At 37.3% G+C, this 23,860-nt stretch carries 16 protein-coding genes; 1 reads left to right on the forward strand and 15 read right to left on the reverse strand.

Going from position 1 to position 23,860, the window contains the following annotated elements; translation table 11 throughout:
* Window positions 1–126: 126 nt before the first annotated feature.
* The 15 genes from OZP11_RS04555 to OZP11_RS04625 all read right to left on the reverse strand — a co-directional run bounded on the left by OZP11_RS04555 (window position 127) and on the right by OZP11_RS04625 (window position 22,804).
* A complete protein-coding gene (locus OZP11_RS04555; RefSeq protein ID WP_281234042.1) occupies window positions 127–705 on the reverse strand; it encodes an RNA polymerase sigma factor in 579 nt (192 codons plus the stop codon).
* Between the two features lie 542 nt (window positions 706–1,247).
* Window positions 1,248–3,065, reverse strand: a complete 1,818-nt coding sequence (locus OZP11_RS04560; RefSeq protein WP_281234043.1) for an alkaline phosphatase — start codon at window positions 3,063–3,065, stop codon at window positions 1,248–1,250.
* A 214-nt stretch (window positions 3,066–3,279) separates the two neighbouring features.
* Complete coding sequence (locus OZP11_RS04565; RefSeq protein ID WP_281234044.1) at window positions 3,280–4,815, reverse strand: RagB/SusD family nutrient uptake outer membrane protein; 1,536 nt, start codon at window positions 4,813–4,815, stop codon at window positions 3,280–3,282.
* Window positions 4,816–4,834: 19 nt separating this feature from the next.
* Window positions 4,835–8,215, reverse strand: coding sequence for a TonB-dependent receptor (locus OZP11_RS04570; protein WP_281234045.1), 3,381 nt, complete (start codon window positions 8,213–8,215; stop codon window positions 4,835–4,837).
* Window positions 8,216–8,288: 73 nt separating this feature from the next.
* Complete coding sequence (locus OZP11_RS04575) at window positions 8,289–9,209, reverse strand: FecR family protein (RefSeq protein ID WP_281234046.1); 921 nt, start codon at window positions 9,207–9,209, stop codon at window positions 8,289–8,291.
* Between the two features lie 112 nt (window positions 9,210–9,321).
* Window positions 9,322–9,879, reverse strand: coding sequence for an RNA polymerase sigma-70 factor (locus OZP11_RS04580; protein WP_281234047.1), 558 nt, complete (start codon window positions 9,877–9,879; stop codon window positions 9,322–9,324).
* A gap of 307 nt (window positions 9,880–10,186) precedes the next feature.
* A complete protein-coding gene (locus OZP11_RS04585) occupies window positions 10,187–11,011 on the reverse strand; it encodes a hypothetical protein (RefSeq protein WP_281234048.1) in 825 nt (274 codons plus the stop codon).
* A 339-nt stretch (window positions 11,012–11,350) separates the two neighbouring features.
* Window positions 11,351–12,760: an efflux transporter outer membrane subunit gene (locus OZP11_RS04590; RefSeq protein ID WP_281234049.1), complete on the reverse strand. Its 1,410-nt coding sequence runs from the start codon at window positions 12,758–12,760 to the stop codon at window positions 11,351–11,353.
* Window positions 12,761–12,762: 2 nt separating this feature from the next.
* The gene (locus tag OZP11_RS04595; protein WP_281234050.1) at window positions 12,763–15,918 is read right to left on the reverse strand and encodes an efflux RND transporter permease subunit; all 3,156 of its coding nucleotides are present in this window, start codon (window positions 15,916–15,918) and stop codon (window positions 12,763–12,765) included.
* Between the two features lie 40 nt (window positions 15,919–15,958).
* Window positions 15,959–17,083 carry an efflux RND transporter periplasmic adaptor subunit gene (locus OZP11_RS04600; RefSeq protein WP_281234051.1) on the reverse strand — a complete coding sequence of 375 codons (1,125 nt, stop codon included), beginning with the start codon at window positions 17,081–17,083 and terminating at the stop codon, window positions 15,959–15,961.
* Between the two features lie 450 nt (window positions 17,084–17,533).
* A complete protein-coding gene (locus OZP11_RS04605; protein WP_281234052.1) occupies window positions 17,534–18,289 on the reverse strand; it encodes a LytR/AlgR family response regulator transcription factor in 756 nt (251 codons plus the stop codon).
* A gap of 6 nt (window positions 18,290–18,295) precedes the next feature.
* Window positions 18,296–19,396, reverse strand: a complete 1,101-nt coding sequence (locus OZP11_RS04610; protein ID WP_281234053.1) for a sensor histidine kinase — start codon at window positions 19,394–19,396, stop codon at window positions 18,296–18,298.
* A gap of 88 nt (window positions 19,397–19,484) precedes the next feature.
* Window positions 19,485–20,528 (reverse strand): beta-ketoacyl-ACP synthase III, encoded by a 1,044-nt coding sequence (locus OZP11_RS04615; protein WP_281234054.1) that lies wholly within the window; start codon window positions 20,526–20,528, stop codon window positions 19,485–19,487.
* A gap of 49 nt (window positions 20,529–20,577) precedes the next feature.
* Entirely contained in the window at window positions 20,578–21,906 is a 1,329-nt protein-coding gene (locus OZP11_RS04620) for a hypothetical protein (RefSeq protein WP_281234055.1), read from the reverse strand.
* A gap of 64 nt (window positions 21,907–21,970) precedes the next feature.
* Window positions 21,971–22,804 (reverse strand): universal stress protein, encoded by an 834-nt coding sequence (locus OZP11_RS04625; RefSeq protein WP_281234056.1) that lies wholly within the window; start codon window positions 22,802–22,804, stop codon window positions 21,971–21,973.
* Between the two features lie 278 nt (window positions 22,805–23,082).
* Between OZP11_RS04625 and OZP11_RS04630 the strand changes: the two genes are divergently transcribed.
* Window positions 23,083–23,820, forward strand: coding sequence for a CPBP family glutamic-type intramembrane protease (locus OZP11_RS04630; protein ID WP_281234057.1), 738 nt, complete (start codon window positions 23,083–23,085; stop codon window positions 23,818–23,820).
* The last annotated feature ends 40 nt before the right edge of the window (window positions 23,821–23,860 follow it).

The following is a 23,860-nucleotide window of genomic DNA, read 5'->3' on the forward strand; positions in this document are numbered from 1 at the left end:
TTAGATTTCGAATCTTTTAAATGTCACCCCCTCCTGTTACTATTAACCTTTTCTTAATGTCGGGAAAAAATTAGTTAACATTAACCCGGATAAAGCCTTATAAATCGATCTTAAAACAGAAGTTTTTTACGAAATTAATTCGGACTGACTGATAAAAAATAAGGCGAACCAGTAGAGTTCATGATTTTTAACCGAATTTTTTTTGAGAAATTGTAATGTCTTCGAAATCTGATTGGCAACTGCACTTGGCGACATGTCCATCTCGGCTGCAATCTCTTTATAACTGCGGTCTTCAAATTTATGAAGATTGAATATTTTGCGTCTTTTTTCGGGAATCTGGCTCAGCAGGTATTGGATTTTTTCGTACTGAATGCCCAGTTCTTCTTCAGTTTCTGAGGCACTGTCGAGTTCTTTGATCATCATATCATTCTCGACCGAAAATATTCTGTTCTGCTTTTTATACCATTTTGAAATTTCCTGTTTGGAACTTTTAAACAAAACGGATTCTAAACTTACTTCGGGATCTAATTTTGAGCGGTATTTCCAGAGATGAATAAATACGTTTTGTGTCACATCTTCTGAATCTGCAAGCTGCGCCGTGTATTTTTTTACAAAACAGAATACTTTATAATGGTACAAATCATAGATTTCTTTAAAACAGGAATCATCACCGGCGCGTAACCTTACTATCAAATTAGAACTCATAATGCGAATATAAATTTATTAAAGAAGCCTCTTACAAAAGTATAATAAACCTTACTTCATTATTTTTCAGGTTTCATCATTTAATAATTTGTTAATATTGAGCTTTCACTCCTCTCATAATTTATTAAATATTTAAAAAATAAAGCCTATTAAAGGGAATACTCCTGATTCGTTTAAAAGTTAAAGTTTTAAACTAATGTATAAGATTGAAATAAAATACGCTTAATTATTTTGTAATATAAAACCTATTTTTAACCCGTTGGGTGTAATTCAAAAATTATATATTTTGACGCGGATTAGAGGGATTCGTTATCACGAAGACGCGGATTTTTACGGTAATATATAAATCAGTTATATCCGCGTTTTTGCAAAGCAAATCTGTTTTATCCGTGTTATAATTTTTTAAATATTACATAGAAAATACAATTGCACGCAACGTCTTTATTTTTAATACAAATTGAAGCGTTCAAAATTTTTCAATAAAACTAAAAGCCCTGAACTTCTAAAATTCAGGGCTTTTTTATGCTGGAGCAAACAGGAAATTATTTTCCTGAAACTGCTTCTAAAATTTTATCATAAATCGCTGTATTCTGGTATACTCCCGTAAAATACTGCGCTCCGGGACCGTAAGCAAAAACCGGAACCGGAATTGAGGTATGATCGTTTGTACTGAAACTTCCGTGAACGTAACCTTTCTCAATGCTTCCGTCGATTAATGAAAGCCCGCCTGTTTCGTGGTCTGCCGTAACAATTAACAGCGTTTCAGGGTTTTGGTCTACAAATGCCATCGCCTGCCCTATCAGTTTGTCAAAATCCAGCATTTCGCGTACTACATATTCTACGTTGGTCTGGTGTCCGCCGTAATCAATCTGCGCGGCTTCTTCCATAATAAAAAACGGACTTTTAGTTTTGGTTAAAGTACTCACGGCTTTATTAAAAGCTTTGGTTAAGAAATCACCTCTTCCGTTTTTCATAGAAACCACCGCTGCATCTTCTAAAACCACATAACGGCTGTTTTTGATGGTGTCGATACTGACAAATTTATCCGAAAACGTGTAGCCTCTTTCCTTTAAAATTTTAGACAGATCTTTACCGTCTTTTCTCGACATAAATTCTTTCTGCCCTCCTCCAATTAAAATATCAGACGGATTCGTCAGAAAATCATTTGCAATGGGTTCATTAAAACTTCTTTCGGGCTGATGTGCATAAAAAGCAGCCGGAGTAGCATCTGTAATATTTCCGGCAGAAATAATTGCCGTTTTATAGTTTTTCTTAGCCAGAAGCTGTGTAATTGATTCCAGCGGTTTTCCCTGTTCGTCAACACTTATAAAACGGTTATTAGTTTTATGTCCTGTCGCCATGGCGGTACCTCCCGCAGCCGAATCGGTAATATAACTGTCTGAAGCCTTGGTAATCGAGAATCCCTGAGTTGGGATATTAAACAAACTCAACTGTCCTTTATTTGCCGTATAACCTGTATAGATCTGCGCTAATCCCATTCCGTCTCCAATTAACAAAATAACGTTTTTAGGACGTTTGCTTTTGAATCCATTTTTAGGAACATAGGCCTGATGAAACTCTGTATTTTGATAAAAAGTTGTTTTGATACTGTTGATGAACTGCGTCAATTCGGCTACTTTATCCGTTCCAATGAAATCTACTTTTAAGTTCATCAAAGCCATGTACGTATTTACGTTGTCCTGTGTAGCCCAGAATCTGATTTTTTTATTCTGATCGTGTACTTTTTTAATGATTGCCTGAATTTTTTCTAAATCCGGCTGCGTCAGAACACCTTTTCCGTTCCAAACCGTGATTTCTTTCAAATCTTCGCTGATCATTTCAACTTTTGCCAGCTGATCCGGAGTGTAGTTTTCGTTCAGTCTTCCGTCAAAATAAATAAATTCAGGAAAGTCTTTCCACTGCGCCGGATTCGGTCTGTTTCCTGAAATAACCACTTTGATGTTTTTGTTCGAAATGATATCCGGAAACGTTTTTAACTGTTGTACAATTGCTTTTAAAGACGCATCAGCATCAGACTTAATGTCGATCATTAAAATTAAGGGTTTGCCGCTTGGGTACGCTTTTCCTTCCAACGTTTTTAATTTGGCAGAAAGCGGTTCCAGATACAAACTTTTCAGCGTATTGTGGGACGCAATTTCTTTTTGAGTATGGGCAACAAATAATTCGTTGTTTACTAAGAAAACATCGGCTTCTATAACGCCGGCTTCGTTAGAATAAGCGCCATAAAACGGAAGTCGGCTTTCGTAATCGTTATGGGAATGAATGTTTGAAGAACTGTATTCCTGTGCCTGAACGGCAAAGAAAAACTGGAGGCAGAAAAGGGTGATTATTTTTTTCATCGAAATAGTTTTAATTCTATAAAGCCGCAGGTAACTTTATAAAATAATTGAAATTATGTACTTGTATTATTAGAAATGCCTAAACCAGTCCTTACAAAAAGACTGGTTTAGGATATTATAAATTCGTTTATTACATTTTTTACGACAGCAGGCTTCGATTACCAGGTCTAGGCCTGCGAGGTAAAAAAATAAACAAACAAAATGAAATTACTTTTTACCAGCCTTCGTTTTGATCCAGCATTCCTTTGCTTACTGCAATCTCATCAGGCGGTATTGGCCAAACGTGGTGGATAGTGGGATTAAAATTACGGGCAGGATAAATAACGCTTCCGTCGTAGTGGTGCAGTGGCTTTGCATACGTTTCTCTGGCATCTCCCCAGCGAACTAAATCGAAGTGGCGGTCTGTCCACTCGCCTGCCAATTCACAGCGTCTTTCTCTTTTTAAATCGGTCATTGTAGCTCCGGCAAGATCTGTAAGTCCGGCACGGTGGCGAATCATATTGATTTCAGTATCGGCATTTTGTCCTTTCATTAATTTAGCTTCGGCCAGCATCAAAATAACATCGGCATAACGTAAAAGCGGAACATTTAAAGCTGTTGAAGGTTTATCTCCGTTGGCATTAACATAACGAATATCTACAGCTCCCGATCCTGTTTTTGGATAACTGAACGGCTCCATGTATTTTTTAAACTGGTATCCTGTCCTGTTACTTGAACTTACTATGTATTTTCCTTCGTTAAACGTTACTTCTTCGCCAAAATAAACAAATTTATCTCCTTTTTGTAAAATAGTAGCGCTGCGTCTTTTGTCGTTTGGAGCATAGGCATCAAATAACTCTTTTGTAGGATAAAAATTTCCCCATCCGTTGTAAACTCCCCATCCTTTATCTTCAAGGCATACACCCGGAAAAATAGAACCTAATGAGGTGTTTTCGGCGCTTGATGTTACAGACCAGATATATTCTGATGACCAGTTATTGCTGATTTTAAATACGTCTTCAAAATTATCGAGCAGTTTATGTTTCCCGCTGTTTACAACCAGATTAGCATATTTAATGGCATTATCCCAGTCTTTGGCATACAAATACGTACGAACTAAATAAGCCCAGGCGGCAGTTTTATGAGCACGTCCGTAATTGTCCGGTGTAAGTTCGTTGAAATACGGCAGTAAATCGGCTGCTTTGATTAAGTCGGCTGCGATATAAGCGTAATTTTCAGCCACGTTTCTGGCACGCGGTACGTAAACATTTGTAAAATCGGCACGGTCCTGAATTGGAATTCCCGCGCGTGCATCGCCATAATGATACGCCAGTTCCAAATGCATTACGGCATGATTGAAGTACGCTTCTCCTAACATTCCGTTTTTTGTTTTCTCGTCAAGCGGAATATTCGGAATATTACGGATTACGTCGTTACAGCGTTTCATGATTTCGTAGTGAATTCTCCAGATATCTTTTGTATCCGATTCGGCACCATCTACAATAAAATTCTTGATACGTTCTGCGTTTTGTCTTGGTTTTGTTCCAATGTCATCGCTGGCATTGTTAAGCCAGAAGAAACCGCGTCCGTACATATTATCATCAGAGTATAAAGCGTAAATCGCGTTTACCCCCGCTTTTGCATCGGCAGGAGTTTTCCAGAAATTCCCGCTCGAAGGTGCTCCCTGCGGTACTACATCAAGTTCGCTTTCGCAGGCCGTTGTGGCGGCAAAAAGCGCAAAACCCAATACTAAAAGACCTATTTTTTTCATTTTGATTTGTTTTTATTTTTTAAAAAGTAGCATTAACACCTGTCATGTAAATACGGGAAAGCGGGTAACGTCCTAAATCCATTCCGAAGTTTTTAAGACCCACCTCCGGATCCATTCCTGAATATTTTGTAATTGTAAACAGGTTTTGAGCAGAAATAAAGAATCTTAGTTTTGCTTTTCCGTTCAACCAGCTTTCTTTAACAGTATAACCAAGCGAAACGTTTTTCAGTCTTAAGAAAGAAGCATCTTCGATATAAAGATCTGAGATACGTCCGAAGTTATTGTTGTTATCTGTAGATGAAAGCACCGGAATATTGGTATTGGTATTGGTTGGCGACCAGGCATCTTTAGAATCAGCCAATAAGTTATATCCAGGGAAAGAAGCATTTAATCCTGTGTGTTTTACAGCATTGAAAACACTGTTTCCTGCAGCTCCGCTAAAGAAAATATTCATATCGAAACCTTTGTATCTGAAATTCGCATTTAAGCTGTACGTTGTTTTTGGAAAAGGGCTTCCCAATACAACCCTGTCATTGTTATTAATAACACCGTCTCCGTTTTCGTCTTTAAACTTAATATCACCTGCAACTGCATTTGGCTGATACTGAACGCCGTCTTTATTTACATACGCTTTTGCTTCGGCATCACTCTGAAACAATCCGTCTGAAGCATATCCGTAAAAAGCACCAACCGGACTTCCTACTTTATAGATATTTGCCAAAGGAAGGCTTCGTACTCTTGCTAAATCCAATGGTTCAAGTGCGCTTAAATCATCCTTAATCGAAACAATTTTATTACTTAGAAATCCTGCGTTTGCTGTTACGTCAAACTTAAATTCACCACGTGTTTTCTGATAGGTTAAACTCAATTCGATCCCTTTATTTTCAACATCACCTGAGTTTACGATTCGGCCCTCAGGAGTTCCTGAAACACCTGGAAGCTGGTCTTTAACCAACATGTCTTTGTTTGTTTTTACATACGCATCAACAGATCCTATTAAGCTGTTATTAAGCATAGTAAAATCTAAACCAATATTCGTCTGCTCAGAACTTTCCCATCTTAAATCAGGGTTAGATAATTCGCTTTCGGCATATCCGTAATTGATTGTTGGAACAGTTCCTATTAAAGCCTGAGTCTGAGATAACGGCACACTAAACTGGTACGGTCCAAGGTTTCCTAAGTTACCAATCTGACCCCAGCTGGCACGTAATTTTAAACTGCTGATAACAGGCTCGATTCCTTTCATGAAATTTTCTTCGGAAATTAACCATCCTGCCGAAACAGAAGGATATACTTTCCAGCGGTTTGCCGATAAAAGTTTTGACGTTCCGTCGCGGCGAACAATTCCTGATAACATGTATTTCTGACCAAAATCGTAGTTAAGTCTTCCTACATAAGAAGAAATAATTTCATCTGATGCACCTGTATCTCGCTGCTGGATTAATTTTGCATTCAGCAGATAACGCTGTGAAGGGTCTTCGTTGTCAAAACCGGTTCCTTCAATGGTATAAAATTCTTTTTTTGTTTCCTGAAAAGTATATCCGGCTAATGCTTTAAGATTGTGTTTTCCAAATGATTTTTCGTAAGAAACCGTCTGCTCGCTTAATAAATCTGTAATAGTCAGCGATTTTTGCGTTAAACGGTTAAAGTCGAATATTTTACCCGGTTCAGTAACTTTTACGGTAAAATCTTTTGCATTATCCTGAATTCTGGTATAACCCCAGTTTGATTTTATTTTTAATCCTTCAACGATTTCCCATTCAGCATACGGGTTAATCAATATTGTTGAAATAGGATTTCTGTTGTCTAATCTTTTTAAGTACGCCACCGGATTGATAACGTCTCCGTAAGATCCAATGTATTTTTCAGGAACTCCGCCAAAATGTCCTGAACCGTCTTCTCTGTAAATCGTGGCATTTGGCGGATAAAAAATCGCAGCCAAAATTGCTCCGGTATAACCATTTGCCGTATTAGCCGTCTGACCGTTTGTTAAAGAGTACGAAATGTTTTCTCCAACTGTAAAGTTTGGCGCCAGTTTAAAAGAGGAATTGGCTCTTACTGTATAGCGTTCTCCAAAAGTATTCAACAAAATACCTTCATTTTTTCTGTAACTTCCGGAAAGAAAGAAATTTGATTTTTCTGTTTTTCCGTTAACCGAAATAGATAAATCCTGAATTTCTCCTGTACGGAAAATTTCATCCATCCAGTTGGTTTTTGTTGTTCTTGCTGTTGGTTCAAATGCCGTATCAAAAGCAGGAATTCTTGGTAAACCTGCGTTGTCTCTTGCAATGTTCATAGCATCGGCATATTCTGCTGCATTTAAAACATCCAGTTTTTTAGCTACATTCTGAAAACCTCCCTGATAGTTTACATTCACGTTAATACGGTCTGAAACTCCTTTTTTAGAAGTAATTAAAATTACCCCTCCAGAAGCTCTCGCTCCATAAATCGCTGCCGAAGCCGCATCTTTCAAAACACTAATCGAAGCAATATCATTTGGGTTTATCGTATTTAATGAACCACTGTAGATAATTCCGTCTAATACGATAAGGGGTGTTTCGGCATTTAAAGATCCAATACCACGAATATTGATAGTTGGTGCAGCCGTTGGGTCTCCTCCATCGTTGATTACCGTAACACCGGCAACGGTTCCCTGTAATAATTCGGCAGCATTATTATAGGTTCTGCTTGATGTTTCTTTCATAGAAACAGATCCTACAGCCCCCAGAACTTCATTCTTTTTTACACTTCCGTATCCCATTACTACTACTTCCTGAAGCTGTTTTACATCAGCAGCCAGTTTTACAGAAATAGTTTGTGTGCTTGTTACTTTTACTTCCTGTGTTACATAGCCTACATACGAGAAAATAAGGGTTGCCTCAGGAGCATTGATTTCCATTTTAAAAGTTCCGTCGAAATCTGTTGCGGCAGTCGCGTTAGAACCTTTATCTTTAATCCCTACTCCCGGTAATGGCATATTATCATCGCCGCCGTAAACAGTACCTGAAATGATTATTTTATTCTGATCTGTATCAGCAACTTTTATATTTCTTTTGATGACAATATTATTGCTTACAATCTCATATTTAAGTACGCTGCCACAGATTTTATCCAAAGCCTGTTCAAGCGTTACGTTGCTTAGTTTTAAACTCAGTTTCTGAGCTGCGTTAATCTGGCTGCTTTCGTACATAAAATGCACGTCGACCTGATTTTCGATCTTTTGGAAAATGTTTTTTATACTTTCATTTTCAACTTTTAAAGTCACTCTTTTGTTAATGTCAACATTCCCGGCGTTTGCTGTCAGCGATGCAAAAAACAAAGCCATAAACAGGAACAATTTTGTCCCGAAAGTCTTTATGTTTTCACATTTTACGGCATACCGCATTTGTTTTTCATTCATAATTTTTAGTTTTAAGTTTTTCTTTTGATTATCTGGATTTCTACGTAGTTTTATTTTTGATTTTTTTTAAAGATTACTGAATTTTATATACGCCCGAGTCGAGTTTGTAATTGGCGTTGATGATGTTGCACACCAAAGCAATTACCTGATCTGCAGGAAGTTCTTTAAAATAGCCACTTATCTTTAAGTTGTTTAGATCTTTGTTTTTGATTTCGACAGCCACATTATAATTGCGGTTTATTGAGGCGACCACTTCCGGCAGAGGTGTTTCTTCGAAAACCATGATGTTTTTTCGCCATAACGAAATGGTATTCACCGGAATATCCTTAAAGGCCTGCAGTTTGTTGTCGTGTGATTTAAATATCACTTTCTGTCCCGGCGTTACGTAAACATTTTCTTCTGTAACCGTTGATTTTACATTTACCTTTCCGGTTAAAACCGAAACTTCCTGAGTGGTCTGATCCGGATACGCCTGAACATTAAAACTGGTTCCAAGAACTTTGGTATCCATTTTATTGGTATGAATAATAAACGGATGTTTTTTGTCTTTGGCTACATCAAAAAAAGCTTCTCCGGTTAGGTGTACTTCTCTGGTATCGCCTTTAAATTCTTTTGGATATTTTAAAACACTGCCGGCATTTAACCAGATTTGTGTTCCGTCGCTTAGTACTACTTTTTTATGTTCGCCCAGTTTTGCCGCATCTTGTATCGTCTCAACCGAATGCAATGACTGATAAAAAAATACCGATAAACCGGCCAATAAGGTTAAAGAGGCTGCAATGGCCCAGTTTTTATAATGAAGCGAAATAACGCTGTTTGTTTTCTTTATTTGTTTTAATTCCTTTTTCAGTTTTGAACGATCTGACTGAATCGTTTCCATAACATCAGAAACTTCATCGGTGCGATCGTACCATTTATTCCACATTTCTTGTCCTGTGGGCGAATATTTTCCTTCTAAAAAATGTTTAATTTCTTGCTTTAATTTTTCAGGCATTATAATTTCTTTATGTCTTTAATAGTATGTCTTGGGAATTGTCTTTTTGGGTAGGCGCGCGAGGTTACGCTTCTGTTAAGAAAAAAGTGCGCCTCTTCATTTTAATTTTACTTTAATTGAATTCGCCCAGATACGTGCGCATAAATTTGAGCGCATAGGTAATATGGTACTTTACAGTTTCGATTGAAACGTTTAGTTCCTCGGCAATTTCTTTATTGGTGTAATGTTTTACGCGGCTCAGGATAAAAACCTCTTTTGATTTTTTGGGAAGCAGCATTGCAGCCTGATCAACGGCCTTTTGCAGTTCATCATAATAAATAGATTCTTCTGTGGCATTGTGACTGGTAAAGGAAACGGTATTTTTATCTAAAACTTCCTGTATGTACTGATCTGTAACGGTGTGGGATTTTATATAATCCAGCGTCATATAACGCACGGATGTATAGATATAAGCCGCGAAGGTTTTTTGAATCGTTATGGTTTTGCGTCTCTCCCAAATACTGGCAAAAACTTCCTGAACAATTTCTTCTGAAACAGCCGTAGACTTCATCCTTAAATATACAAACCGAACAAGGGAATCTCTGTATCGGAAATATAACTCATCAAATGCTTTGTCTTTTCCTTGTTTTAATAAGTCAACAAGGGCTTCATCTGTAGAATTTTTATACATAACAATTCACTTTGTTTTTATTTGTCAGATAAAAAGTGTTTGGCCAGACACTAGGGAGAATTGTTTTTTGAGGATGTTTTTCAATTTTTAAAAATGACATATTTACGTTATTTCGTTTATAATATGTCTTCAAAATTAGAGATCAGGGTAGGTCAATTACGTTACCATTACATTAACAAAAGAACAGCAATACGAAACGTAATATTAACAATGAAAAGGTAATGTTACCGATTGGGTAAAAAGTAAGAATGTCCGGATTAAGAAGGGCTTAACCGGACATTTACTAAATTTAAAGGCGTGTAAAATTTTAAATCTGGCAGAGATTTTTATCTGTTTCGCAGGATTCTTTCCAGCGTTTTTCTTCTGCTGCCATAAGTTCTAATTTGGCTGTAATAAGTGCCAGACTGTTTTCGATTGAAACGCTTCCGTCTCGAAATTCCTTTTTATTGGAATCTTTCATGATTCTAAAAATAAACTCGCCTGTGCAGACATAATTGGAGGTTTCGTTAGATGATTTTATAACACGTTTTAGAGCTTCTCTTAACGAAATTTCAAAAGCAATGTTATCAAGATATACAATTCCGGTTTCCGAAATTCCTTTTTCAAATCTGTGGCCCCTGTATTCTAATAATTTAATAAGGGAATCCATAAACAGCAGGGCGCGGTTCATACTGGCATCAGAAACATTCAGATTCAGGATTTGATCTGAATCGATATCTGATTCTTTACCGGATATTTTTTGCTGCCAAAATTCATAAGAAGCCGCTATTACAGGATGCGGACTGGATAATTGTTGCGGTACTGTTAAAGGTGCTTTGGGATCGGCTTTTATGCTCTGTGTTAAATCTAATAAAGGAGTAGATTTTGATGAGGATCGAAGCTGCATTTCATACGTTTTTTTCAAAATTGCAATAGCATTGCTTCCGGCGTAGTCTCTGGAAAGTGCAGGTTTTTCTTTTCGCTTGTATTCAAGTGTAACCCAATGCCGGCTTCCGGGTAACGGAATCTGCATTTTTTCGCAGGCATTTTTGATTCCCATACTGGAAATTTCGTAATGCCGGGCAATTTGGATAATCGGAAATTTCCAGACTAAGTTGTAAAGTTCTGATCTGCTAAAAATAACTTTGTCCATAATAAGACAGTTATGATTTATAAATAATGAAAAATATATTTTAACACATAGGAACATTGGTTTGTGTATAGCAGCTTTGTTAAAGTTCAAAATTTTGACAAAGCTTTCGCATCAAATACGTGCAGCTATGTTTGTTTAGATAAATGAAATGCCTTTTTCTAAGATTCCAAATCTATGTTTCTATGTGTTAAAAATATTAAGCGGCGACTTTTCAAAGTTTCAAACTTTGAAAAAGCTTTCGCATCGAATGACTTGTATGCTCCTATGTGTTTAAAACAATTACGCTCAAAATCAAATTCACCATCAAAACAATCTGCTCTGATGGTGAATTATAAAATGTTACTCCGTTCCGCCCCCTAAGGCACGGTATAAGTTGATGGATGCATTTAACTTTTCGAGTTTTATAGTCACCACATCCAGTTCGTTTTGCAATGAACTGTTTTGTGCTGTAATAACTTCTAAATAATTTGCCATACCGCTTTTATATAAAAGTGAAGCATCGTTTGTGGCTTTTTCTAAAGAAGCTGCTTTTTCTTTCGCCAGAATAATGCGTTCGTCAGCATATTTGAGTCTTGACATGGCATCGTTTACTTCGCCAACTGCCGTAATAAAAGACTGTTTGAACTGCACAACTGCTTTCTCCTGTTCTAAAACGGCCACTTCATAAGATGTTCGTAATGCTTTCTTTCTGAAAATAGGCTGAGCCAGATTCGCCGCAATAGTTTTGGTTACTGATCCCGGGAAATCAAACCATTTGTCAAACTCAAATGAATTTACACCAATAGATGGATTCAAACTTAGTGTTGGGTACATGGCCGCTTTTGATAATCCTGTTTTGGCTGTTGCCGACATTACCGCATATTCGCTGGCTTTTACGTCTGGTCTTCGGCTCAAAAGTGAAACCGGAATTCCAACCGGAAGCGCAACATTTAGTTCGTCATCATTTAAATTTCCTGCACGTGCTATGCTGTCCGGATATTCGCCGCATAAAATCTGTAATGCATTTTCCTGAACTGCAATATTTGCTTTTGCTAAAGGCACTAACAATTCGGCGGTTTTCTTTTGAGCTTCGGTCTGACTTACTGCCAGTGAACTTACCGATCCTGAATTGTACTGCAGCTGCGTCATTTCTAACGTACTGTTACTTAATTCGATATTTTTCTCAGCAATTTTAAGCTGTTCATCCAATGCCAAAAGATTATAATATGCTTGTGCCACCTGAACAATAATGCGGGTTTTTAATGCCGAAAGATTTTCTTTTTGAGCAAAATAAGCAGCTTTTGCATCACGTTTCTGCATGGCAGCTTTTCCCCAGATATCCAGTTCCCAAGACAAACGAAGGTTTGCGCTGTAATCGTCCATATAATCTTTACCAATAAACTGCGCGCTTAAAGATCCGTTTAAGGAATTTTTAGACTGATACGAACGGCTTGCACCTGCATCAAAATCAAGTGTTGGCAGTAAGGATAATTTAGCTTGTTTGTAACTTAAATCCAGCTGCTCCATGCTTTTCATGGCAATAATTACCTCGTTGTTTTTAACAAGGGCTTTTTCGATTAAAGCCGCCAGCATTGGATCTTTATAATAGGTTTTCCAAGGAAGCAAAACCGTATCACCTGTTACCGAAACTTCTTCACGGAATTTTTCAGGTGATTGTAAATCTGTACGGGAATATTTTTTTCCTACCACGCACGACGTCATGATCGCTGCGGTAAGTGAAACCATTCCTATTTTATATAATGTTTTCATTATTATTCTTTAATAGTTTGAACCTGAACTCCGATTTTTTTCCTTGATACTTTTTCCTGTAAATACTGGAATACAATAAATAGTAACGGAATTACAAAAACACCCAGAACAACGCCGCTGAACATTCCCACTGCAGCGCTGACACTGATGGATCTGTTTCCGACAGCTGTTCCTCCCGAAGCAAACATTAACGGAATCATACCTACAATAAAGGCAAGTGACGTCATGATAATTGGTCGTAACCTTGATCTTGATCCTTCGATTGCGGCTTCGACAATCGTTAATCCGGCAAGACGTCGCTGCAAGGCAAATTCTACAATCAAAATCGCGTTCTTTGCCAGAAGTCCTACAAGCATGATTAATCCCACCTGAACGTAAATGTTGTTATCCAGACCCACGGCTTTAACTCCTGCAAATGCTCCTAAAATTCCGGTTGGAATAGAAAGCAGTACGGCAAGCGGCAATAAATAACTTTCGTATTGTGCGGCCAATAAGAAGAATACAAACAATAAACACAATCCGAAGATGGCAACGGTCTGGCTTCCTCCTGCTTTTTCTTCTAAACTCAAACCTGTCCATTCGTAACTATAATCAGACGGAAGTTTGTCTAACACCGTTTCTAAATTGGTCATAATTTGCCCGTTACTATAGCCCGGCAGTGCCATAGCCGTAATATTAACCGAATTGTAAAGGTTGTAACGGTTTACAGATTCGGGTCCGTACACTTTATGGAATTTCACGATCGATTTTACCGGAACCATCTGCATATCGGCATTTCTTACGAAAATTTCATTAAACGCATCTTCATCCATTCTAAAAATTCCATCGGCTTTTACATTCACTCTGTAAAATTTACCAAACCTAGAAAAGTCAGCCGACTGATCTCCCGCAAAATACGTCTGGATATTTCCTAAAAGTTCTTTTATATTCACTCCCATCTGGCGGGCCTTGTCTTCATCTACTTCTAATTCCAATTGCGGATAATCGGCTCTGAAAGTAGTATAGGCATACTGAACTCCAGGCTGCTGCATAATCTGCCCGATTACTTTATCTGACATGGCTTTTAAAGTCTCCGGACTTCTCGACATTCTGTCCTGTAATACAATTTCGGCACCACTTGTTACACCAAAACCTTCTACCGGAGGCATTCTGAAAACCATAATCTGACCTTCTTTAATACCAGCCAGTTTACCGTTTACGATATTCATGATTTCCTCAATATCTTTAACTGCTCCTCTGTCTTTCTTAGGTTTTAGTTTTATAAATCCTAATCCGTAAGCAGGGCTGGCACTATTACTCAAGATATTAAATCCTGTAATACTCGTATTCACATCGATAGCTTCTATAGGAGCCAGTTCTTTTTCTAATTTCTCAATTACAGCGGTTGTTCTGTCAAGAGCTGTTCCGGGCGGCATAGACAAACTGTACACCATGAATCCGTCATCTTCCAGAGGTACAAAACTTTTTGGTGTCGACATCATCATGTACACCGCAAAAGCTGTAATTCCGGTAACTACTCCTGCTGCAATCCATTTTCTTCCAATTAAGAAACGAACTCCTTTAATATATCTTCCCGTTAAATTTTCGAAACTTGAATTAAATCCAATAAAAAAGCGCTCTTTAAAAGTTGTTTTTTCCTGATGTTCGCCGTCTTTACTTCCGTGGTTTTTCAATAAAAGGGCACACAATGCAGGCGTAAGCGTTAAGGCATTTACGGCCGAAATGATAATCGCAATAGCCAGTGTATAAGCAAACTGCTTATAGAAAATCCCCGAAGATCCTGTCATGAAACCAATCGGGATAAATACCGCCGACATAACCAGGGTAATCGAAATTACGGCTCCTGTAATTTCTGCCATAGCGCCGTGTGTGGCATCTTTAGCCGAAATTTCATGATCTTCTTCCATTTTACTGTGAACGGCTTCGACAACGACAATTGCATCATCGACCACAATCCCAATTGCTAATACTAAGGCAAAAAGCGTCAGGATGTTAATCGTAAACCCGAAAACCAAAAGGAAGAAAAACGTTCCTACAATCGCTACTGGTACTGCAATAGCCGGAATTATCGTTGATCGAATGTCTTGAAGGAAAATAAATACCACGATAAATACCAGAATAAATGCTTCAAACAAAGTCGATTTTACCTGACCTGTTGCTTCATCAAGTCTTTCTTTGGTACTCATTACGTTTACGTATTTAATACCCGGAGGGAAAGATTTTGAAAGTCTTTCTACTTCTTTATTAATTCCGATTTCGATGTCGTTGGCGTTTGAACCCGAAGTTTGTAAAATCGCCATCGTAACTGCATTTTTACTGTTCGATTTATTATCACCGCTGTACGAAATAGAACCAAATTCGACTCTGGCTACGTCTTTAAGCCTCAAAACATTACTTCCGTTGTTTTTAACGACAATATTTTCATATTGTTCCGGTTTGTTCTTTTTTCCTTTGTATCGGATTACATATTCTAAAGCGGCCGAAGATTCTTCTCCCAGTTTCCCCGGAGCCGATTCTAAACTCTGCTCCGCAATTGCCTGCGTTACATCTGAAGGCACCAAACCTGCATTGGCCATTTTTCGCGGATCCAGCCAGACTCTCATCGAGTAATCTTTTTGTCCGAAAATCTGAACCTGTCCCACCCCTGGAACACGTTTCATTTGAGGCACTAAGTTGATATTGGCATAATTCTGCAAAAATAACTCGTCGTATTTGCTATTATCATCTGTATACAAGTTGAAAATAACAATCATACTATTTTGCTGTTTAGAAGTCGTTAATCCCATTCGGATCACTTCCTGCGGCAGTTTAGGAGTCGCCTGCTGTACCCTGTTTTGTACGTTTACGGCAGCCTGATCCGGATCTACTCCCTGCTTGAATATAACGCTGATCGAGAACGACCCGTCATTACTGGCAGTAGATTTAATGTACTGCATATTTTCAACTCCGTTGATCTGTTCTTCTAATGGTGTTACTACCGAACGAATAACGGTTTCACTGTTTCCTCCCGGATACGAACCGCTTACCATAACCGTTGGCGGCGAAATATCTGGAAATCTCGTTACAGATAATCGGGTAAGACCTATAATCCCCAAGATCACCAGTACAATGGAGATAACCGTGGCCAATACCGGCCTGTCTATTATTTTCTTTAACATGGAAATGTTATTTTATATTAAATCAAAGTTTATTTACCGCTTATTTTTTTGCAGCGATTTTTGGAACTACTTCCATACTATCGTAAAGTACATCGATAGAATTCAGGGCTACTTTGTCTCCCGGTTTTAAACCAGCTTTTACAAAATAATCTGTTCCGGCACTTCCTGCAATTTCGATAGGAACCATGGCTACTTTATTGCCTTCTTTTAAAACAAAAACAAAAAATTTATCCTGAATGTCTTTTACACTTGCCATTGGGATTGTAATTACAGATGATAAACTTTTGTTGAGAATAATTCTGGCCGAACCGCCTGAACGTAATTGTTTTTTCGGGTTCGGGAAAGTAGCTTTTAAAGCGATTGTTCCGGTTGCACGATCGATATTTCCACTGGCAACTTCCAGTTTTCCTTTATGTTCGTATACGCTGTCATCCGCCATTATTAAACTTACGGTCTGATTCGACTTTGCATCTTTTGAAAAAGCTAAATAATCGGCTTCTGTAAGTGAGAAATAAACAAATACGTTATTAATTTCAGATAAAACGGTTAATGGAACAGCATCTGTTGGTGTTACTAAATTTCCCACACGATTTGGAATACGGCTGATATACCCGCTTACCGGTGCTTTAATCAAAGAGAAATCTGAATTAATTTGTGAAGATCCTAAAGCGGCTTTTGCCTGCGCAACCTGTGCTGTAGCGGCTTCGTAATTGGCTTGTGCTGTTTTTAACTGCATGTCTGAAAAAACTTTTCCTTCTACTAGCGGTTTGATTTTTTCTACTTCCAGTTTCGCATTGGCCTGATTTGCCAAAGCGCTTTTATATGCGGCACGGCTGTTGTTTACCTGCTCGGCATACACATCGCCCTTAATTTTAAACAAAGACTGCCCTTTGTTTACATAATCTCCTTCTTTTACATAAATGGCTTCAAGGTAACCTGATACCTGCGCTTTTATGTCAACATTAACAGTTCCTTCTACTGTTCCCGGATATTTTTTTTCTACTTCTCCTGTCTCTGAATTAGTCTGTAAAAAATCTACTTCCGGTTTTGGAGGTGCCATTTGTGCATCTGCTCCGCTTTTTCCGCATGAAGAAAAAAGAATCACTATCAATAAAACTGCAATACTGCTGAATGCCCTGCAATTTTGAAAAAACTGTTTTGTCATTTTACTTTCGTTTTTAATAAGTACATCGAATTTGACGGCAAAATAACAGCTCAAAAGGGCTTTTTTAAGGTAGAATTTTACCCAAACGTAATTTTTCGACACCGAAACGGATGGGATTTGTTATGCTGCAAAGACGCTGAAGCACGAAGGTTTTTTACTGCCTCGAATTCGCGAATTTTCTCTAATTAAATTTTCTTGTTTAGAAATGCCGGAGCGACACAATTTCTTGGTTTTTTACAGCTAAAACGTAACGTTTATCATTGCGATAAAGAATAAATCGCATAAAAATCTCTAATCTTTATAGAATTACGCGTGTGATTTCTCCTTCGTCGAAATGACAAAAATGAGGAAAAGAACTCATAATGTATGAGCGAAAATTTGTGTAATTCGCAGCTAAAACTATACAGCAGAAAAAACTCAGAATCTCAGCATCTCAGAAACTTAGAATCTTTATCGATCCATCCACTGCTTAAAAAAAGGTGCTTTTTCACGGCTGATTATGACCTCTCTTTCAAGATCCAGTTTTAATTGTATTTTTAGTTTTGCGTTAAAGTAGTTCGCAATAGATTTGATGCTTTCGGCGCGGATGAAGAATTGCCTGTTAGCGCGGAAGAATACATTAGGATCAAGCTCTTGTTCAAGCTCTTCCATGGTTTGGGGAATCGAAATAATAACACCTGATTTCAGGAATAAATTACTCGTTTTAAATTCAGAATACACAAAATCAATATCGGCAACATCGACACTTTTGTAGCCGTCGCGGTATGTTACCAAAAAACGAAGACGGTAAACGGGTTTCTGAATCAGTTCTTTTAGAATTCCAGCTATATTGTTGACATTACTGTCGGTTTTATTGAGAGATTTGAACTTGGTTAAGGCATGTTCCAGTTCGTTTTTTTCGATGGGTTTCATCAGGTAATCGATGCTGTTTACCTTAAAAGCACGAATTGCATATTCGTCATACGCCGTTGTAAAGATAACCGGACATGTGATTTCGACTTCATCAAAAATAGAAAAACTCAGTCCATCGGCCAGACGAATATCCATTGTAATTAAGTCCGGACAAGGATTGGATTGCAGCCAGGAAACGGTATCGACCACTGTGTCTATAATACCCAAAATCTGGCAGTCGGGTTCTAGTTCTTCCAAAAGTCTTTTTAAACGGCTGGCGTTTATACTTTCATCTTCTACAATTAAAATTTTCATAGCTTTTTAAATTAATGGCAGACGTGCGTAATAATATCCATGCGATTCACAAAAAACTGGCATTCGGTCACATAATATCTTATATCGAAATTCTATATTTTTATTTCCAATTCCGGTCGAAACCAGACTTTTTCCTGCTGTAGGCTGCAGGTTATTTCTAACAATTATATCTCCAAGATCGCAATAAACAGAAATAGTAAGCGGATTTGACAAGGTTGCCATATTGTGTTTTATGGCATTTTCTACCAATAACTGCAAAGTTAAAGGCGGTAAATGAAGCTGCAAACAGGAATTGTCTATTTTAATTATAAGATCGACTTTTTCGCCCAGCCTTTTCTTCAGTAAATAAAAATAAGCGTTCAGGAATTCGATTTCTTCTTTTACCGTAATGGTATCTTTATTCGTATTGGAAATCATATAACGATACACTCTGGTAATATTTTCAAGAAATGAAGCTGCCTGCTGGGGATCTTCGTAAATTAATTCTGTGAGTGTGCTGAAATTATTAAAAATAAAATGAGGATCTAACTGCAGTTTCAAAGATTCCAGTTCAGATCTAGTTACGGCTTCCTGAAGTTCTGATGCTTTAATTCGGAGTTCGGCTGTTTCTTCGGAGTTTACCCGCCATCTGTTCAATAAAAATATTCCGGTATGAATGGCGCTTATCAAAAGCGAAATAATAGCGGCCATAACCTTAGACTGCCAGATCGTAACGAGATCATTTTCTTCTAAAGCTGTACAGGGATAAAAATAGTCCCATACGCTTGAAAAAATAAAGTTTAAGAGAATATTCCCGGCAATCAGACATATAAATTGTGCAATTGCCCTAAATACAGGATTGTGCTCCCATCTAATATAATAATTCAGTTTCCTGCCTACAAAAAGTGTCAGCTCCGTCAGAATTGCACAATATATCAAAATGATCAGGATATCGAAAGTCTGATCGATATCAAGCAGGCTTTCTTCTTCAAAATTTCGATAGGGATTCAGCCAGTAATATGAAGAAAGGTATACTAAAAAAACAGCCGGAATTACTATAACCCTATAGTATCTATAGAAAAAATTCTTTCCGGAACGTGCTGTTTTATTTTGAATGCCTAACCTCATTTACTGATACTTATATGGATAAAATGCTAAAATTGTATTTTAAATATGATGTGTTCTAAAATTGAAAAAAATGTATTTGCAAAAATTATTATACTGTTAAAACACTTTTTTTTCGAACATTGGCCCTAAAAGATTTTGTCGTTTTATCATCTCGCATAATTCCCCATTTTAAACAGGTCGCTCCCCACGAAAATCCGGCACCAAAAGTGGTAATAAGCAGATTCTGGCCTTCTTTGAAATCTTCTCTGAAATCCCATAAACAAAGCGGAATAGTAGCCGATGTGGTGTTGCCGTAACGTTCGATATTTACTTTTACTTTTTCAGAATCAATATTCAGGCTCTCACCTACTGCATTGATAATTCGCAGATTAGCCTGATGCGGAATTACCCAGTCGATTTCGTCTGTATCCAATTCGTTTTTAGCCAGAACGTCCTGTGAAACCTGACTCATAGAAGCCACTGCTTTTTTAAATACAAAAGATCCTTCTTGTTTTAAAAAATGACTACGGTGCAGAATGCTCTGCATACTTGCCGGTGTTTTGGAACCTCCCGCAGGCACCAGCAAAGAGGATGTACCACTTCCGTCTGTTCTCAGAATGCTTTTCATCAACCCATAATTCGATTCTGTTTTTTCTAATAAAACTGCTCCCGCCCCGTCTCCAAAAAGAATACAGGTGTTGCGGTCTTCATAATCTACAATCGAACTCATTTTATCGGCACCCACTACTATTATTTTTTCATAACGACCGCTTTCGATCATGCTTGCCGCTGTTTCGAGTGCATATAAAAACCCGCTGCAGGCTGCGTTAAGATCTACTCCAAAAGCATTTGTAAGGCCGCTTTTTTCGCATACTTTGCTGGCAGTTGGCGACAAAATATGATCCGGCGTTGCAGTTGCCAGCACAAGGGCTTCAATTTCTTTACGGTCGACATTATAGTTTTCAAGAAGATTCTCTATGGCGGCACTGGCAAGATCAGAGGTTGCAGTATCGTCATCAGCAATTCTTCGTTCTTTAATACCTGTACGTTTTTCGATCCACTCTTCGGATGTGTCTACTGTTTCAGAAATCTTTTTATTATCGAGGATAGCTGGCGGAACAAAACCGCCGATTGCTGTTATAACTGCGTTCATGTTTGTTTGTTTTTTATTTTCTTTTCCTTCTTTCAGTTCAAAACTGACTCTATAAATAAATGCTCTTTACTCTTTTTTTATTGGGTTTTCTAAACGATTCAAAATAATGCAGCGCCGTATTTAAAAAAGCGGCACCGGGGAAAACCAGCAATAATCCTGAAGCTGTAATAATAGCTCCCATTAGAAACAAATCCCACAAAGAATCTGTATGCAGACTTACCGAATACACGAAAAGCGAGAGGAAAAACGTACTAACTATAACCGAGCCCAAAATCAGGTACAATGTTTTGGCATTGGCATTTAATACCGCGTCCTGAATCTTGAAATTATTTTTATAATAGCGCCATGCTGTATTACTTTGAAGATAGCCTGCTGTAATTGCAGCTGTCATGCTGACGAAAAAACTGATGTGCATAATATCTTCAGAATCCCATTTTATGAGTTTAAAAACATCTGTAAGAACCAGGTAATTAAACACAATTGATAATACGGGCGCCAAAGCAAGAATATAACTTTGATAGCGTATGACAACAAACAAGAAATATACAATTGAGACAATTATAAAATAAAACGGTTCCGTATTTCCCACAATACTCCAAATCGTAAAAACCGCTGCAAAGATAGTGATCAAAGTGCTTATTTTTTTATTTGTTACCGCAGGACTTACAATCCAGACGGCATATGCAATGTTTTTTTCGATTATTTCGTTGAACCTAAGAAGTTTATTTTCTGTAAAAGAAAGTGTTAAATCGTCCTGAGGCCGCTCTTCCTTAAGATGTCCAAGCCAGAAAAAAGAACAAACCGGAAGCATTGTAAAAGCGGTAATAACCGAAATAGAAGCGCCTGCAAAAAACGTCCACACAAAATATTTAAACGGAACCGGTAAAAAATCAGGATCTGACTGAGACTGTGAATACGACCAGAAAAGCAAAAGAAGAACAGCAAGAAAAGAAAGCAGAATAGTCCAAAAATTCATTTTTAAAGCCATTACAACGGCCTGCCTGGCATTGGTGTCCGAAGGTTTTTTATATTGGTAAACGGAACTCAACAATATGGTATTAATAAACAATGAAAAACTTAAACTGATAATTATGGCTGCTGTACGTAACGATGAATTTTGTACTTCGAACAAATCAATAAAAAAAAGTATTCCAAACATTACATTAACTGAGCAGCCAATACTTATCAGGACGGATATGCTGTTTTTAAGAAAAACATAACTAACTGTAAATAAAACAATAAACAAAAACAGCAATTCATACATATCAAATTTATGCAAAGTCTCCTCCATTCTTACCCACGACAGACAGCCTGCAATAAAAAAAAATGCAGGAAGAATCGTAAGCATTACCGCTGTATTATAAAAATTGGTTTTCATAACCTGTTTATGTTTTTATTAATGATTATATTTTAGACTATTTGCAATCTAACTTATAACAAAATTAATAATTAGGAAATGATAATAACGGAATATCAAGACCGGCTGCCATAATTCTCGTTTTACTTTTGTGTACAAGAGAATCCCAGAAACCGTATTTTTGAGGAACCATTACCAGAATATCGGCTTCGTAATTTTTAATTTCTTTTTTGATTTCGTTAATTACAGCATTTGAACGTACGGTTTTATAAAGATATTTTACGGCTTCAAATTCTTTTTCAATCGTTGAATTCAGAAGCATTTTGCTCTGTTCTTCTTTTAGGTCATCCAGTTTGGCATCTACACTGAAAAATTCAATTTCGGCTCCAAGACTTCCAATAACGCCCTTGATCCAGTTAAATCTTTTGATAAAAGACAAACTCAGTGTATCGCAGGCATATAATATTTTAGATACGCTTGTAAAACGCGCATTTTGAGGTACTGCCAATACCGGAATATTTAGATTTTTTATGACAGATGTGGTTGAATTACCCAATAATTCCTGCTCAAAAGAACGTTCTGCCATTCCCATTACCACAAGATCTGCTCCTGTATTACTCAGTATAGATGAAAGCTCATCTTCCAGAAACGAATAGGTACAAAAAGAATCTACTTCAATTTTAAACAAATCTGCTATTTCTGTACCCAGAATACTAAGCCGTGTTGTGGCTTTTTCGATTTGTTTCTGCATCGTTTCTGCAGTAATAAGTGAGTTGGCACTGTGAACGCTTAAAGAAAAAGAATTAAATAAAACAAGTTTTGCTCCTGTTGCTTTTGCAAGTCCTGCGGCATACGTAACCGCATTGTTTGCTATAGGCGAAAAATTAGTAGCAGCAATGATAGTAAGTGGTGTTGTCATAAAAATGTTATTAGCAATTATTCCGGCAAAATTGGCTAATAAAAGTCTTACCAATATTTTTTAGTAACCGAATAATCATTTTTTGTGACCCAACCGTAAAATTTCGTTCCTGAAAAAATGAGCATCAAAACTTATAAGTTTATCTTGGGAAGACTTTATTTTGTTACGTTTCCTTAAAACCTCCAAAATTCATTTTCATCGATAAAAAACCCATTCTCATCGGCAGATTTTTTAAATGGGTTTTAAGGCAGATACTTTTGGCATATAAATTTAAAAATATGTCATTACTCACACCTTTTATCTGGATCTTATTACTTCTTCCGTTTATTAGTTTAGCTTTTATCAATACCAAAAAGGCAAACCCAAAATACCTTCTGTATTTTCTATTGTATTTTTTAGCAGATTCTTATATTCAGATAGCAAGTCACCACTATATTTCGCTGGATTTTATGGGATTAAAATTTGCCTGGGCCGGAAAATTTATAAGCCTTATTTTAGCTCTCACGATTATTTTTTCGGTTACAAAAAAAGAAAGACATCAAATTGGTTTTACTACACAAACCAATTTGCGAAAACAGCTGCAATTTGGTATTCTCGTTTTCCTTGGTTTCCTCATTTTTGATTTTGTTTTTAAGATGATTTTATTTCCAAAAGGCGCTGCTTTCGATTTAGAAACCTTTGCTTTTCAGGCGTCAATGCCGGGTTTAACAGAAGAACTCGCTTTCAGGGGAATTGGTTTCTGGCTTCTGGACAAAGCTTTTGAACCAAAATGGAACTGGAAAGGAATCCGTTTTGGCTGGGGATTTTGCATTATCACTATCTTATTTGCCGTGGCGCACGGAGCCATTTTAACTCCGGATCATCAGTTTAAATTTGATATAATAACCATTATGTATCTTACTGTAATTTCGTCTTTGAGTATGGGAATTCTTCGCAAGTTTTCCGGCTCTCTTATTTTCCCGGTTATCGGGCACAATTGTATTAATGTCATGAATGCCATAATTCGAATATTATAAAAAAATGAAGAAGCAGATTTCAAAAAAACTATCTTTGAAA

This window comes from Flavobacterium gelatinilyticum (assembly GCF_027111295.1).
In the GTDB taxonomy this organism is placed as follows: Bacteria; Bacteroidota; Bacteroidia; order Flavobacteriales; family Flavobacteriaceae; genus Flavobacterium; species Flavobacterium gelatinilyticum.

Excerpts from the sequence above, each read along its gene's own strand:
- OZP11_RS04555 (WP_281234042.1), bottom strand. The coding sequence starts at position 705 with ATGAGTTCTAATTTGATAGTAAGGTTACGCGCCGGTGATGATTCCTGT.
- OZP11_RS04560 (WP_281234043.1), bottom strand. The coding sequence starts at position 3,065 with ATGAAAAAAATAATCACCCTTTTCTGCCTCCAGTTTTTCTTTGCCGTT.
- OZP11_RS04565 (WP_281234044.1), bottom strand. The coding sequence starts at position 4,815 with ATGAAAAAAATAGGTCTTTTAGTATTGGGTTTTGCGCTTTTTGCCGCC.
- OZP11_RS04570 (WP_281234045.1), bottom strand. The coding sequence starts at position 8,215 with ATGAATGAAAAACAAATGCGGTATGCCGTAAAATGTGAAAACATAAAG.
- OZP11_RS04575 (WP_281234046.1), bottom strand. The coding sequence starts at position 9,209 with ATGCCTGAAAAATTAAAGCAAGAAATTAAACATTTTTTAGAAGGAAAA.
- OZP11_RS04580 (WP_281234047.1), bottom strand. The coding sequence starts at position 9,879 with ATGTATAAAAATTCTACAGATGAAGCCCTTGTTGACTTATTAAAACAA.
- OZP11_RS04585 (WP_281234048.1), bottom strand. The coding sequence starts at position 11,011 with ATGGACAAAGTTATTTTTAGCAGATCAGAACTTTACAACTTAGTCTGG.
- OZP11_RS04590 (WP_281234049.1), bottom strand. The coding sequence starts at position 12,760 with ATGAAAACATTATATAAAATAGGAATGGTTTCACTTACCGCAGCGATC.
- OZP11_RS04595 (WP_281234050.1), bottom strand. The coding sequence starts at position 15,918 with ATGTTAAAGAAAATAATAGACAGGCCGGTATTGGCCACGGTTATCTCC.
- OZP11_RS04600 (WP_281234051.1), bottom strand. The coding sequence starts at position 17,083 with ATGACAAAACAGTTTTTTCAAAATTGCAGGGCATTCAGCAGTATTGCA.
- OZP11_RS04605 (WP_281234052.1), bottom strand. The coding sequence starts at position 18,289 with ATGAAAATTTTAATTGTAGAAGATGAAAGTATAAACGCCAGCCGTTTA.
- OZP11_RS04610 (WP_281234053.1), bottom strand. The coding sequence starts at position 19,396 with ATGAGGTTAGGCATTCAAAATAAAACAGCACGTTCCGGAAAGAATTTT.
- OZP11_RS04615 (WP_281234054.1), bottom strand. The coding sequence starts at position 20,528 with ATGAACGCAGTTATAACAGCAATCGGCGGTTTTGTTCCGCCAGCTATC.
- OZP11_RS04620 (WP_281234055.1), bottom strand. The coding sequence starts at position 21,906 with ATGAAAACCAATTTTTATAATACAGCGGTAATGCTTACGATTCTTCCT.
- OZP11_RS04625 (WP_281234056.1), bottom strand. The coding sequence starts at position 22,804 with ATGACAACACCACTTACTATCATTGCTGCTACTAATTTTTCGCCTATA.
- OZP11_RS04630 (WP_281234057.1), top strand. The coding sequence starts at position 23,083 with ATGTCATTACTCACACCTTTTATCTGGATCTTATTACTTCTTCCGTTT.